We start from the raw sequence: 13,593 nt of genomic DNA on the forward strand, positions 1-13,593 counted from the left end.
ATCTTGCGGGCAGCCGCCGGAAATGGCGGCTGCCGCGCGGCACTTCACTGCTTCTCGATGCCGGCTGCCTCGATTTCAGCCGACCAGAGATCGATCTCGCGCTGGAAAAAGGCCGACACTTCGGCCGCTTCAAGTCCCATCGGAGAGGCCACAACCCCGGCCTGCAGCAGTTGCTCGACCACGTCCTCGCGGGCGATCACCTCATTGAAGGCTGCGTTCAGAATCTCGAGCCGGTCCTCCGGCACTCCGGCCGGTGCCGCGACGGCATACCAGCCCGCGACATTGAAACCGTCGATCCCCGATTCCTGTACCGTCGGCACATCAGGAAGCATCGGGAAACGGTTCGCCCCGGTATTGACGATCGCGCGCAGCGCCCCGCTTTCGATGTGCGGCAACACAGCTACCGGGCTAGAAATCAGCGCGTCGACCCGCCCAGAAAGTGCGTCCGAGATGGCATCGCCGGTGCCCGAATATGGGATATGTTCGAACGTGGCGCCGGTCTCTGCGGCCAGAAGCGCAGCCCCCAGATAGGCGGCACTGGCACCGTTCGCCATGGTGAAGCGCACCTCACCGGACGCAGCGGCGACCAGGTCGTCAAGATCCGCGATCGCCGAGTCACCCGGCACAGTGATCACATAAGGCGCCTCGGTCAGCAGCGCGACCGCATCCAAATCGGTCGCCGCGTCGTAGGTCGCCGCATGGAACAATGACGGGTTCAACGCGACCGTCGCCTGAATGGCGAATAGCAACGTGTGCCCGTCCGGCTCGGCCGTTGTCGCCAGAACCGTGCCGACGATGCCCGATGCACCGGGCCGGTTCTCAATGACGACTGGCTGCGGCAGCACATCGGCAAGCGCCTCGGCCAGAATGCGCGCCGTCACATCGGTGCCGCCACCCGGGTTATAGGGAACGATCATGCGGATCGGCTCGCTCGGGAAAGTCTGCGCCAGGGCGCCCTGCGCCCCAGCTGTCAGCCCGAAAGCGCAAATTGCTGCTGTGGTGATTGTCCGTTTCATACCGGCCCTCCCCTGCCAGTTTTGAGATTAGGAATTCTGCTTCTGGAACAGCTCGTCGATTTTTTTCTCGTAATCATGATAGTTTAGGAAGTCATACAACTCCTCGCGGGTCTGCATGATGTCGAGAAGCTCCTTGGCACCGCCATGTTCGCGGATATGCCGATACACCTTGAGCGCTGCGGCGTTCATCGCCCGGTTTGCCGAAAGCGGATAGAGCGCGGCCGATACGCCGACGCTGCGCAACTCGTCCAAAGTGAAATTCGGAGTCTTGGAGAATTCGGTGATGTTGGCAAGAACCGGGTGCGGGCTATCGATAGCCTCGACAAAGGCCTTGTATTCCTCAAGCGTGGTACAAGCCTCGGCGAACACCATGTCGGCACCGGCCTCGACATAGGCGCTGGCGCGATCCACTGCACCTTGCAGCCCCTCGATCGCCAGCGCATCTGTGCGCGCCACGATAAAGAAATCCGGATCGGTCTTGGCATCGACTGCGGCCTTGATCCGATCAAGCATTTCCTGCTTGGTCACGATCTCCTTGCCCGGGCGATGACCGCAGCGCTTGAGCTGCACCTGATCTTCCATATGCATTGCCGCCGCACCATCCTTGATCAGCCCGCGGACGAGGCGCGCGATGGTAAAAGCACCGCCGAAACCGGTATCAACATCGACCAGCACCGGTAGATCCGTCGCATCGGTCACGCGGCGCAAGTCGGTCAGCACATCAGTCAGGTTGGTGACCCCCAGATCGGGCAACCCGTAGGAGGCATTCGCCACCCCTGCACCCGCCAAATAGAGCGCCTTGTAACCGACACGCTCGGCCATCATCGCGGTGTAAGCGTTGATCGCGCCCATGACCTGGAGCGGGCTCTCTTCATTCAGGGCCTGCCTAAACCGCGCCCCCGCGGACGCTGCATTCGCACTCATCTTATCTGTCCTTTCGCTGTCCCATCATGTGGTCGAATCCAACTTCGACTTCTTCTAATGTCTTACATTGTGGGCGAACTTAATGTCAAAAGAATCTTTGTATCACATTGTGAGACATTTTCAGGGGTGACATTCGCAGGCAGGCACCCAGACGCTGTGCGCCAGGTGCGGATGAAAAAGCCGTTCAGTGATTTTTCCGGCTCAGCGAAGCAGGCCTGACAGACAGTCGGCCAAGCGGGCAATGCGCGCACCGGCTTCCGACCAAAGGCTACTGCGCGCCTCTTCGCTGGTCATCGAAAGCGCGACACCGGCAACAGGGCGGCCAAGGTGGTCGCGTACCGCCGCGCCGAAACAGGTCATGCCCGGGCGCACCTCGCCGGCATCGATTGAATAGCCGCATGCCCGGATAGTTTCGATCTGCGCCCTAAGGGCGTCGGGCGTCCGCACACCTGATGACGTCAGCGGCGCCGGAAGCTGCGACAGGAACGGCGCCAGCTCTTCATCGGGGAGTGCCGCAAGAATCGCCTTGCCAGTGGCTGGAAACGCTGCCGGTATCCGCATGCCCACACGAAAGGTTATGCCCAGCGTGGAGGGCGCGTTGCGGCAAGCCACATAAACGATATCGGTTCCGTCCAGCACCGAAAGGTTCACCGTGTAAGACGCAAGTTCGCCATTTACGGCGGCTTGATCGTGAAAGTTCCGCGACAGCTCGAACTGCCCATCGAAGGCCCCGGCCCATCGCAAGGCGCCGGGGCCAATGGCGAAACCATCGCCATGCGCGATCAAGAGCCGCAAATTCACCAAGGTCTGGCACAGTCCGTGCGCGCTGCTTTTTGGCAGGCCGAGCCGCTGCGCGACCTCGCTCAGACGCAGAGGCCGCCCTTCGCCGGCAATCAGGTCAAGTATCGCCACGGCGCGCGCTACGGCAGGCACCAGCTTCGCGTCGTCAGACATCAAGCCCTCCCCCAATTTCGCCGCCTGCACCCGGCTTGACTTGGATCAGGCCCTGCGGCAATGTTCCCTCTGCTGAACTGTTTTCAGTATAATGAACAACCATACGGAATGCAAGATGCTTGATCTGAGAGACCCATCGCTTTTGCGCCACGATGCCCTGATTGACGGGCGATGGACCCCAGCGCGCAACGGCGCGCGTTTCGCCGTGATCAACCCCGCCACCGGCGACGAGATCACCCATGTTGCCTCGCTGGGACCGGACGAGGTCGAAGCCGCGATCGAAATCTCGGCCCAAGCGCAGCGCGCCTGGGCCAAGCGCACCGCCAAAGACCGCGCCACGATCCTGCGTCGCTGGTTCGATCTGGTGATCGAGAATACCGACGACCTGGCCCGGATCATGACCTGCGAACAGGGCAAGCCCTTGGCCGAAGCAGTGGGAGAAATCAGCTATTCCGCCAGTTTTATCGAGTGGTTCGCCGAAGAGGGTAAGCGCGTTTATGGCGAGACCATTCCCAGCCCGACGCAAGGCAATCGCCTCACCGTCATCCGCCAGCCGGTCGGCGTGGTGGCCGCTATCACCCCGTGGAACTTTCCCGCCGCCATGATCACTCGCAAGGCTGCGCCTGCGCTAGCGGCCGGGTGCAGCATGATTGTACGGCCAGCCGATCTCACGCCCCTGACCGCACTGGCGCTGGGGGAACTGGCGCAACGCGCGGGGCTACCGGCCGGTGTACTGCAGATTGTGACCGGGCCAGCGCAACCTATCGGCTCTGTGCTCACCGCAAGCCCGGTGGTGCGCAAGCTGTCGTTCACCGGCTCCACCGAGGTGGGCCGGCTCCTGATGGCGCAATGCGCTCCCACGATCAAACGCCTCAGCCTCGAATTGGGCGGCAACGCGCCGTTTATCGTGTTCGACGATGCCGATCTGGATGCTGCTGTGGATGGGGCACTGGCGTCGAAATTCCGGAATGGCGGGCAAACCTGCGTCTGTGCCAACCGCATCTATGTGCAACGAGGAGTCGCCAAGCCCTTCACAAAAAAACTGGTCGAAAAGGTCGCAGCGCTGAAAATCGGCCCCGGCACCGACGCAGATGTGCAGATCGGTCCGATGATAGAGGAAAAAGCCATCACCAAGTTCCAAGCGCATATCAGCGACGCCACCGCCCGCGGCGCCCAACTCCTACACGGAGGCGACCGCCGCGAGGGGCTGTTCGTCACACCTGCAGTGATTTCAGGCGTGACCGAGGACATGGCAGTCGCGCGGGAGGAGACCTTTGCACCACTCGCGCCCCTCTTCATCTTCGATACCGAAGAAGAAGTCATTGCCCGCGCCAATGACACGATCTTCGGCCTCGCGGCCTATTTCTACTCGGAGGGAGTGCGGCGATCGACCCGCGTCGCCGAGGCGCTTGAATACGGCATCGTCGGCCACAACACCGGCATGATCTCAAACGAGGTGGCGCCGTTTGGCGGCATCAAGCAATCCGGGTTGGGGCGCGAAGGCTCCCGCCACGGCCTCGAGGAATATCTCGAGATGAAATACATCGCCAGCAGCGTGGTGTGAAAACACGAACATCATTCGTTGACAGAGATCACATGAACCCGATGCAGGTGTCGCGTCGGGTCGGGCACCGTTGACCCATTTGAATTGCCGTCACTGCGCGTTTCACCCACCCGAACTGCCGGAGGGTGACGATGAGCAATCATTTCCAGCCGACCGAAGAGCGGCTTCAAGGAGGTGCCTGCCCCCCCCCGCGCGCGGCGAAGTCGGCGTGCGGGGTATCGGGAGCGTCCGCCAGGGCCACCAGAACCTCCACGCCGGGGGCGACCACGCGCCTCTCGATCAGAGCGGCATACCAATCCGCATCTACCCCCGATCCATTGGCACCTGACAGGCCCGCCAGTACGGCAATCCGCCGCACGTCCGTCGGAAACGGAGTCGAGGAAGCGGCCAACGTCTCGCGGATTGCGATTGAACGGAACGAAATTGGCCACTTGGTTGCTCAGAACACATCTGAACAGCCCCGCTGAGACATGCCGAAACCGGCCGCCCATTAACACTTTTTTCACCTTTTTCGGATAGGCTTTCGGGTAGAAAATACCGGGTTGCGCAGCTTCCAAAATTTTGCAAGTTCCCCCCAAAAAAATGTACCAACTTAAAAGGTTACCGGCAGTACATGACTCTCCTACTGACGATCCCGGAACAGGACGTGGAGCTTGTCACCTCCCTTGGCTTACCCGTTGAGTTGGCCGTGCTCGATGAATGCGGTGCAGAGGTGGTGTCAGCCACGGACCGCGCGGTCTACTCGGTCCATGAATTGGCGACGCGTTGCATTGGAACGGCTGCAAGCAGTGCGACAGGTATGACGGCTGTCGAACAATTCCTTCCCAGTATTGCCGAGGCGGCCGGAACAGAGCCGCCCCCGCTATGCGACCTGACACGGGTGAAGCCAGAGGCGCGCGAGGCGGAGTTGCTGCGTTTCCTGACGGAAAGCCTCACCGGGCTTCTTGAACGACAGGCACGCCGGTCTGCGGACCTCTCCCGGTCGCTGGCCACCTTGCGGCAGAGCCATAGCCAGATGCAGGCTGCCTTCGCGCAGGTGGAGAAGTTCGTTCTCGACAACAATCTCGCGCAGAGAACCGACGCGCTGTCCCTGCTGCCCGGGCATGACATGGCACCATTGGAACTGCGCGAGGGCGATATCCTCGTCCAGCGGTTGCCGATCTCGAGCGCCGGTCTCAGCGATGTCGCGGTCTTCATCGAGGATGTCGATATTGCCGATCAGGGAACGCTGTCGATCACCCTGCTGACGAAGGAAGACGATAAGGTCAGAGGGCACTGGACGCTGTCGGGTCCACACATCAAGGAGGGGCCGGTGCGCCTCGCCCTGCACAGCTCGCTCGAGGCATCGGCGCTCACGCCAATCCTCGAACTGAGCTGGGAGGGAGAAGGCGCTTTGTGGCTGGCCACTTCGCTGAGCCATCCCGATCCAAGGCTACAGGCCCGTATCGGCGGCCGAAGCGACCCGCGTGTCTTGGCGCTGCGTTGCTGGTCCTACCTGCCGGACAGCAAAGCGCCGATCCCGGCCAGCGCGCATCTCCCGGCAGATCCGGGGACAGACCCGCGACGCAGTCGCATCCTGGACGACCTCGTGCTCGGTCAGGCCGAGGACCTGACGCCGGAAAGCAAGCATTCCCGTTTTCTGGCCGACAAGGGGGCGCTCCTGGTTCACCCCATGCCGCAAGGGGTATCCGCGATGCGACTTTCAGCCGGCGCGCCAGCGGGAACTGTCCACCTCGATGCGCGAATCCGAACGCTACAAAACCAGGCGCCGATGATCGAATACGCCATGGGCATCGCCCCTTCGGAACAGGCAGGCTTCAGGCCGCAAACCTTTGAACCGGACGATCTGGTTGCCGTAACCCCCTGGGTCACGCTCAGCCCGCAGGCGAACGGCGAACTGCATCTCCCGCTCGAAACGGCCCTGTCGGATGATCACGATCTCGTACTGATGACGCGGCTGGCGGTTCAGCCCGGCGACACGTCCTGGGCCTGGTCGACGTTCTCCCGGATCCGGTTCACGGTGGCATAGGTGCGGACATGGTAGCCGACCTCGCTTCAGCCGCCCCACGGCTGGCCGTCATCGTGCCAATCTTCAGGCATGCGTCACTCCTGATCGAGGCCATCGAGTCGGTGCTTGCGCAGCGGCTTGAGGGCGGCCTGCGGCTGCTCCTGGTCAATGATGGCTGCCCGTTTCAGGAAACGGACGAGGTCTGCGCAACCTATGCGATGGCCTATCCGGAAATCGTGACCTATCTGCGCAAGGCAAATGGCGGGCTGAGCGACGCGCGCGACTGCGGCATCCGGCATGTGCTCGCGCATCTGCCGAGCGTCGAGGCACTCTACATGCTCGACGCCGACAACCGCCTCCATCCCGACGCCCTGGCCCGCGCGCTCGCCGCGCTCGACGCCGCGCCGGAGGTGGACTGGATCTATCCGAATATCGACATGTTCGGCCTTGAAAAACAGTGGGATTACGGCGGCGACTATTCGCTTCTGATCCATTCGGGCATGAATATCTGCGAAGCTGGGAGCCTGATCCGCCGACGGGTCTTCGAGGCAGGGGTGTTGTTCGATACCGGCTTCAAGATGGGCTGGGAGGATTGGGATTTCTTCCTTTCCGCAGCGCAGTCGGGGTTTCGCGGCAAGAACATCGAGGATTTCGGTTTCCTCTACCGCAAGCGTCCCGAAAGCATGCTGGCCGACTCCGAGCGCGACAGGGGGGCCCTGCAAGGGGCCATGCAGCAAAAGCACAAACCGCTCTACACGCCGCGCAGCCTCGTCGCGCTGGAGCATGCCGAAGCGCCGCGTTATGCCATCCACATCGCTGACCGGGGCGAGATCATCTGTTGCGTCGATCCCGACGCACCGGGCATCCATCGGATCGGTTTCGCCGAGTTCGAGCAGAATTACTGGAATGCGCAAATTTCGCCCGGGCGCGACCGGACGCCGCCCTTCAATATCGTTCTGTCCTCGACCGTGCTCGACGGGTTGCGCGAGGCGCGACTGCTGCACTGGGTGCTTTGGAAGCTTGAGACGATCTGCGAAACCGGCGCCATCGCGGCGTTGAGCGTGCAGACCGGCGCGCGCGACCGCCTTTCGGTCTCCGTCACCTCCCACACCGACAAGCCGGGCCAGCACAGCAAGGCCGTCGCCGTCGCCGTCCCGACGCGACTGTTCTCCGACGTGATCCGCGACCCGCAGTCCGACTGGATCGACAGCCTCGCCCGCCGCAACCCGGACCCACCGGTCACCACGCTGGAGGTGCAGTTGCCGCAGGCCGCGTCGATCCTGACCAAGCTCAAGCGCCCCAGCGCGATCTTCGACACCCTGTCGCTCGTCCACCGCATGCGGGCGTCGCAATGGGCTGCCGCGGCTGACCATCGCTGGACCCACCGCGTCGCCGGCGTGCACCTGCGCGGGCGGGAACACACGCTCCCACGCCGTGCCTTCGACGGCGCCCCCCTCCTCCCCCGCGTTCCCGACGGGCGGCGCCATATCGGTTTCTTGCTGCCACTGGTGGAATTCGGCGGGGTCGAGAAGGTGGCCCAGCAGATGGCCCGGGGCCTGCGCGCCCACGGGTGGGTGCCCCACGCCTTCGTTCTCGGCTGCGACGACATCGCCCTGACCCCGGACTGGAGCGAGACATTCGAAACCACCAATCTGCTGGCTGATGCCGGGTTCTCCGCCTGGGGCGGCGGCGCGCGCGACTACCTCGGCACCAACGTGCCGAAATGGGCCGAGTCGGGCCGGCATGGCGTTGTCCTCGGACTGCTGCACTGGCTCGACGCCGCGATCAACTTCCATGGCGGCGCGGCCGTCGGCCTTATGGGCCAGCTACGGCGCATGGGGGTCAAAACACTGAATTCCCTGCACCTTAACGACCTCACGCCACTCGGGCGGCCGGTGGGAAACACCTATCTCGGCGTCGCCTACGAACACGCCTTCGACTATTTCGTTCCCTGTTCCCACCAACTCGGCGACTGGCTGAACGGTTTGGGGGTGCCGCAGGACAAGATCGTGCCGGTTCAGAACGCCCCAGGGTTCGAGATTGACCCCGATATCACCGCGCGCCGCATCGCGGCCCGCCGCATGCGCTCCGAGTCCGAGCCGCTGCGGGTGCTCTATCTCGGCCGTCTCGATCGTCAGAAGGGCCTCGACCGGCTGGCCGAGGTGATCCGGCTGTCAAAGGCGGAACGGCTGAACGTCACGTGGCGGGTGCTCGGCAAGGCCGTGATCGCGGAAGACGCCCCGGCCCTCCCGCCCGAGGTTGCCGCCGTGCTGGAGCCGCCGGTGTCGCGCCCCCGCGACCTTGCCGCCGCCTATGCCTGGGCGGACGTGGTCGTGCTCCTGTCGCGCTACGAGGGGCTGCCGCTGACGGTGCTGGAGGCGATGCGCGCGGGCGCCGTGGTGATCGCCACGGATGTCGGCGCAACGGGCGAGGTGCTCCGGGACGGGGAGACCGGCGTGCTGGTGCCGCAAGACAACGCGGTGGATGAGTGCATGGCCGCCTTGCGCCGGTTCAGCCAGAACCGCCCAGACCTCGCCCCCCTGGCCGAACGCGCGGTTGCGGCAGGCGCTGTACGGGACTGGACGGCCGCGACGGCGGACCTGGCGGCAATAATTACTCCACAAGAAAAGCCACGCGTTCAATCTGTTGGCACGTAGGTGTTTTTCAAAAGAATGAAGCATACTTTCGGAGTTGATAAGTTCGATGGGTAAAATTGGTTTTGTCGGCATTCGTGACCGCGGCAATGTTGGGTCCAAAGAAAATACTGGAAACTTTCTCCACGGCTTCGCAGCTCGTCAAATCGTAGGCGGCTATCAAGAGATCAAGCGTCTGGATACCGATCCAGCAACGCTGGCAAAGCTTCGCGAAGAGATAACCCATTTAGGCTTTGTCGCAGCCACTACCATTCCAGTGAACCGCGAGCCTGAGTTTACCAAGAAGCATGCCGAGTTGGCCGACTTCATCGAAGCACTTGGGCTCCCAGTCGTGGTCTTCGGCCTTGGGGCACAGGCACCTTTAAATGCCACAGTCGAGGACGCTTGGGTTAACGAAAACACTTTGCGCCTCATGAACGTTCTTGCCGCGCATTCACAGGCCATTGCCGTTCGAGGAGCGTTTACCGCAGAGTTGCTCTTGAAGTATGGGATCGGAAATGCCGAGATCATTGGTTGTCAATCTGCATTTCTAAGTCGACGGCCTGACTTTCGCTTTCCCGAGATATGTAAAGGATTCGCGGACACCCCATGGGACCGAACGCTGGTTTCGATCACGAATATATCGCAAGAACTGGAATATGTTGTTCCTGCAATGAAGAGTGGAGCAACGCATATTGGTCAATCGGCGCATTTCGAATACCAGCTCAAGGAGCATCCACCTGTTGCTGCTCTCGATGACCTCCCCGATGAAACGCGGGCACTGTTGACCAAAGGGCACTCGAACTGTTTTGCCAAGGGCAGTATCGATTTTTCGGAGTATCAGGACTGGGTTCGGAAGAACTTCCAGCAGTTCTACAACGTTCCCGAATGGCTCGACTTCATCAGGGGCCGCTTCGACCTCGCGCTTGGTACGCGTTTCCACGGCAATATGACGGCGATGCATGGCGGGGTCCCAGCCTTGTGGGTGGTTCATGACAGCCGGACGCAGGAATTCTGCGACCATCTCGGCCTACCGCATGCTCAGCTAAGCACATTCCAGAATGGTACACCGATACGCGAAATTATTGGCGAACATCTCGACTCATCCCGCTTCAACGCCGTTTACCCCAAGAATTACGCACGCTTCTACGACTACCTCGAACGGCAAGGCGTGACGCATCGCTTGGCACCGCCACTCCAGGATATGTAGAAAACTGCCTGGCGGCGCATGGCAAACGGGTCAGGCAAATCGCGCCGCAAACCCGTTCTCCGAATAAAACGCTTTCATCTCGTCGAAACAGGCCGCGATCCGGGCGTTTGCACCGTCCCAGTCATGGTCGATCATCGCCTGCGCCGGGTCGCGCCAATCTTCGGTGACGTCCTGATAGGGCAAGCCGTAGACGTCGCAGAACTCCGTCAGGCGCGAGTCGTAGACGTAGTAGTAACAGGGCTTGCCCTGCAGCAGAGCCACCATGTTACCGTGGAATCGGAAGCCGAGGATCGCGTCGAGGTCCCGCGCCTTGGCCAGCCACTCCTCGATGCTTTTGACGCTGACCATATGCGCCATCAGCCGTTCGGGCGAAAACAGCTCCTCGGCCTTCATGCGGGCGATCACCTCGGACGCGGCCTGCCGTCGTTCGTCGAAGGGCAGGTCGTGGTCGGCGATGTCGTACTCCCGCAACACGCCCTGTTCGAAGACCGAGAGGTTCGCCGCGTTCTCCAGCGCCCAGGCGATGACCCGGCCATGCATTGCGCGCGCCTCGTGCGGCGCGTGGCAGAAGATGTTCGCCGACAAGCCGGAATGGATCGACACGCCGACCGACCGCTCGGGCATGGCCAGCATCTCGGGCACCCGGACCTGCGGGGCGCTCAGCGTATAGAACAGCGACGGGCATCCGGTGACGCGGATGTTCTTGCCGCCGAGCCGCTCCACCACGGCGGCGGTGAAATCGCCCCGGACCGAGATGCTTGCGGATTTCTCGTTCAGCCGTGCGATGAAGTCGCGCGCGCCCTCGTTGCCGTCGAGATACGAGGCGTCCTGCGTCGGGTTCTGCGCGCCAAGCCCGACGATTGCCATGGGGGCGTCGATGCTGTCGAGGGTCTTGTTCGCATCGTCGAAATTGAAATGCTTGTGCAGATAGGTCGACCCGCGAATGATCGCCCGCTCCACCGGCTGCGAGAGCGTGCCGCCGAAGCCGACGCGAACGGTCTCGCCCAGGTCAAGCTCGCGCAGGATCGCGATACAGACCAGCATGTCGCCGTAGTTCGGCTTCCAGGCCGAGCGCCGCATATCGGGCCAGGTCGTCAGGTTGCGGCTTTCGGTGTGATTGAAATGAACTAGAGCACTGGTCATAGCCGTCCCATCTTCTGGCGGATCCCGCCGCGATCCGCGCTTCGCTACCGGTTTTGGCTAGCGCCTACCGCACCTCGCGTCCAGACTTGAACCGGAAAGACAGCCCCACCTCAACGTTCCCGAACTGCGCGGCATCCAGGCCATAACCAGGGTGACCAGATCGGGGATCCCGCCGCCTCATGTGGTTTCATTCAAAGAAGAAAACCGGATGCGATAGCGATGGCCGGTGCGCGCCGGTTTCATCCGGTTGTCCGCCCCGCGCTGTATCGCATCAGAACGGGAAGATCAGCGGCACGACCAGCAAGGTGATCGCCGCGACCACGACGGTCAGCGGCCCACCCGTTTTCAGGAAATCGCCAAAGCGATAGCCGCCCGGGTTGACCACCAGGGTCACAACGGGCGACGAAACCGGCGAGGCGAACCCCGAGGACCCCGCGATCAGGACGGCGACGGCCATCGGGACAGGCGACACGCCCATCGAGAGCGCCGCCTCCACCGCGATTGGCGCGACAAGGACGAGGGTCGCGGTGTTCGACAGGATCCAACTCAGCGACATGGTCAGAACGAAAAGGGCCAGAAGGACGGCACGCGGACTGTCGTTGCCGGCCATGTGCAGCAACGCGTCCACGATCATGTCCGCGCCGCCGGTCTTGTCGAGCGCGGTCGAGAGCGGCAGCATCCCCGCGATGAGAACCAGTGTTTCCAGCCGGATCGAGCGATAGGCCTGGTTCGCGGAGATCGTGCCCGTCATCACGGCGGCGACGGCCGCAAGGATCACGGCGATCGTGATGGACAGCCCCCCGACCGACACCCCGATCATGGCTGCCAGGATCAGCAGCGCGATCCAGAGCTTGTTCGAATTCGGGACCGATTGTGCCCGCTCGGCTGGCTCTTCGAGAATGACGAAATCGCGCCCCTCCGCGTTGATCCCGTCGAGCCTCGGCCAAGGCCCGGCGACCAGCAGACGGTCGCCGCCGCGCAGGGGCGTGGACTGCATCTCGCCAAGGCGCGACGTGTCGCGAAGGATACCCAGCACTTCGAGCCCGTAGGTCCCGCGAAAGTCGAGGTCGGACAGGGTACGCCCCCTGATCCCGGCCTCGGGGTGGATCATGATTTCCATGATGCCAAGCGTGTCGATCCAGCGGTTCATATCCTTGTAAAAGGACCGAAACGGCGCAACGCCCGGGGTCTCGCCAAACCGGGCAATCTCTTCATCGGAGCCGGTGACCACGATCAGGTCGCCGCGCTGAAACTCCATCCCGATGGAAAACAGCGCCGTATGGGGCGTGCCCGCGGGCCCGCGTCGCCACCGCGACAGGATCCGCGGCGCGGTCCTGGTCAGGTCGCGGGCGGCACTTCCGGTGACATCGCGTTCAAGCCGCAGAACCTCGACCCGATCGAAACCGTGGTTGCGGTAAAGCTCGGCAAAGGAACGGTCGGTGCGGCGCATCCGTCCGGTCCCGTCGGTCGTCAGCGGACCAAGCAGATGACGGCCCACCAGCACGAAGAAAAGCAGCATCGCCAGAAGGACGAGCGCACCCACGAGGCTGAAGCTGAAAAAGCCAAGCGGCTGCCCCGTCGCGGCGCGCAAGGCGTCAGAGACGGCGAGATTGCCGGGCGTGCCGATCAGCGTCAGCATCCCCGAGATGAGCGCGCCGAAGGACATGGGCAGCAGCAGGCGCGCGGCATTTATACCGCTGTCGCGTGCGATGCGCAGGACGATGGGAATGAAGATCGCCACGACGGCCGTCGAGGACATGACCGACCCGAGGATCGCCGCGCCGACACTGAGCGGGATCATGAGGCGCACCTCCTGTCCGCGGCCGTGGCGCAGGATCAGGTCGCCCACGCTGCGCGCAACGCCGGTCCGGTCCAGCATCTCGCCCACGACGAACAGGCCCGCGACCATGATGATGATGGTCGCTCCGAACCCCGCCACGGCCTCGGCCGGGGTCAGGATGCCCGAGAGCGCCAGCGCGACCAGCACGAACAGCGCGATCAGGTCATAGCGCACGCGGTTGGAGGCCATCATGATGGCCGCCAATCCCATCAGGTAAAAGACGAGGGTCGCGTCACTGGGCATCGGGCGCGCTCCGGCACGGGTGGACCTGCCACCGCCCTACCCTATCGCGCAGACGGCC

9 protein-coding genes are annotated in these 13,593 nt (G+C 62.9%); 4 read left to right on the plus strand and 5 right to left on the minus strand.

Annotated features, from left to right (window positions below; all coding sequences use genetic code 11):
* Window positions 1-44: 44 nt before the first annotated feature.
* The 3 genes from ABD923_RS07730 to ABD923_RS07740 all read right to left on the minus strand — a co-directional run bounded on the left by ABD923_RS07730 (window position 45) and on the right by ABD923_RS07740 (window position 2,894).
* Complete coding sequence (locus ABD923_RS07730; RefSeq protein WP_259550101.1) at window positions 45-1,016, minus strand: Bug family tripartite tricarboxylate transporter substrate binding protein; 972 nt, start codon at window positions 1,014-1,016, stop codon at window positions 45-47.
* Between the two features lie 27 nt (window positions 1,017-1,043).
* Entirely contained in the window at window positions 1,044-1,940 is an 897-nt protein-coding gene (gene prpB / locus ABD923_RS07735) for a methylisocitrate lyase (RefSeq protein ID WP_259550102.1), read from the minus strand.
* Window positions 1,941-2,141: 201 nt separating this feature from the next.
* Window positions 2,142-2,894, minus strand: a complete 753-nt coding sequence (locus ABD923_RS07740; protein ID WP_259550103.1) for an IclR family transcriptional regulator — start codon at window positions 2,892-2,894, stop codon at window positions 2,142-2,144.
* Window positions 2,895-3,009: 115 nt separating this feature from the next.
* Between ABD923_RS07740 and ABD923_RS07745 the strand changes: the two genes are divergently transcribed.
* The 4 genes from ABD923_RS07745 (at window position 3,010) to ABD923_RS07760 (ending at window position 10,309) form a co-directional block, all read left to right on the plus strand.
* Window positions 3,010-4,458: an NAD-dependent succinate-semialdehyde dehydrogenase gene (locus ABD923_RS07745; protein WP_259550104.1), complete on the plus strand. Its 1,449-nt coding sequence runs from the start codon at window positions 3,010-3,012 to the stop codon at window positions 4,456-4,458.
* Window positions 4,459-5,071: 613 nt separating this feature from the next.
* Complete coding sequence (locus ABD923_RS07750; RefSeq protein WP_259550105.1) at window positions 5,072-6,487, plus strand: DUF6212 domain-containing protein; 1,416 nt, start codon at window positions 5,072-5,074, stop codon at window positions 6,485-6,487.
* 8 nt (window positions 6,488-6,495) lie between these two features.
* Window positions 6,496-9,123, plus strand: a complete 2,628-nt coding sequence (locus tag ABD923_RS07755) for a glycosyltransferase (protein ID WP_259550106.1) — start codon at window positions 6,496-6,498, stop codon at window positions 9,121-9,123.
* 46 nt (window positions 9,124-9,169) lie between these two features.
* Window positions 9,170-10,309 (plus strand): polysaccharide pyruvyl transferase family protein, encoded by a 1,140-nt coding sequence (locus ABD923_RS07760; protein ID WP_259550107.1) that lies wholly within the window; start codon window positions 9,170-9,172, stop codon window positions 10,307-10,309.
* 30 nt (window positions 10,310-10,339) lie between these two features.
* Here ABD923_RS07760 and ABD923_RS07765 read toward each other — a convergent pair whose 3' ends face one another.
* A complete protein-coding gene (locus tag ABD923_RS07765) occupies window positions 10,340-11,335 on the minus strand; it encodes a polysaccharide pyruvyl transferase family protein (protein WP_425584027.1) in 996 nt (331 codons plus the stop codon).
* Between the two features lie 388 nt (window positions 11,336-11,723).
* A complete protein-coding gene (locus ABD923_RS07770; RefSeq protein ID WP_259550109.1) occupies window positions 11,724-13,535 on the minus strand; it encodes an SLC13 family permease in 1,812 nt (603 codons plus the stop codon).
* Window positions 13,536-13,593 lie beyond the last annotated feature (58 nt).

This window comes from [Roseibacterium] beibuensis, assembly GCF_039542305.1.
GTDB classification, from domain to species: Bacteria; Pseudomonadota; Alphaproteobacteria; order Rhodobacterales; family Rhodobacteraceae; genus Roseibacterium; species Roseibacterium beibuensis.

Coding starts and splice junctions, on each gene's coding strand:
- ABD923_RS07750 (WP_259550105.1), top strand. CDS start 5,072: ATGACTCTCCTACTGACGATCCCGGAACAGGACGTGGAGCTTGTCACC.
- ABD923_RS07730 (WP_259550101.1), bottom strand. CDS start 1,016: ATGAAACGGACAATCACCACAGCAGCAATTTGCGCTTTCGGGCTGACA.
- ABD923_RS07740 (WP_259550103.1), bottom strand. CDS start 2,894: ATGTCTGACGACGCGAAGCTGGTGCCTGCCGTAGCGCGCGCCGTGGCG.
- ABD923_RS07755 (WP_259550106.1), top strand. CDS start 6,496: ATGGTAGCCGACCTCGCTTCAGCCGCCCCACGGCTGGCCGTCATCGTG.
- ABD923_RS07770 (WP_259550109.1), bottom strand. CDS start 13,535: ATGCCCAGTGACGCGACCCTCGTCTTTTACCTGATGGGATTGGCGGCC.
- prpB (WP_259550102.1), bottom strand. CDS start 1,940: ATGAGTGCGAATGCAGCGTCCGCGGGGGCGCGGTTTAGGCAGGCCCTG.
- ABD923_RS07745 (WP_259550104.1), top strand. CDS start 3,010: ATGCTTGATCTGAGAGACCCATCGCTTTTGCGCCACGATGCCCTGATT.
- ABD923_RS07760 (WP_259550107.1), top strand. CDS start 9,170: ATGGGTAAAATTGGTTTTGTCGGCATTCGTGACCGCGGCAATGTTGGG.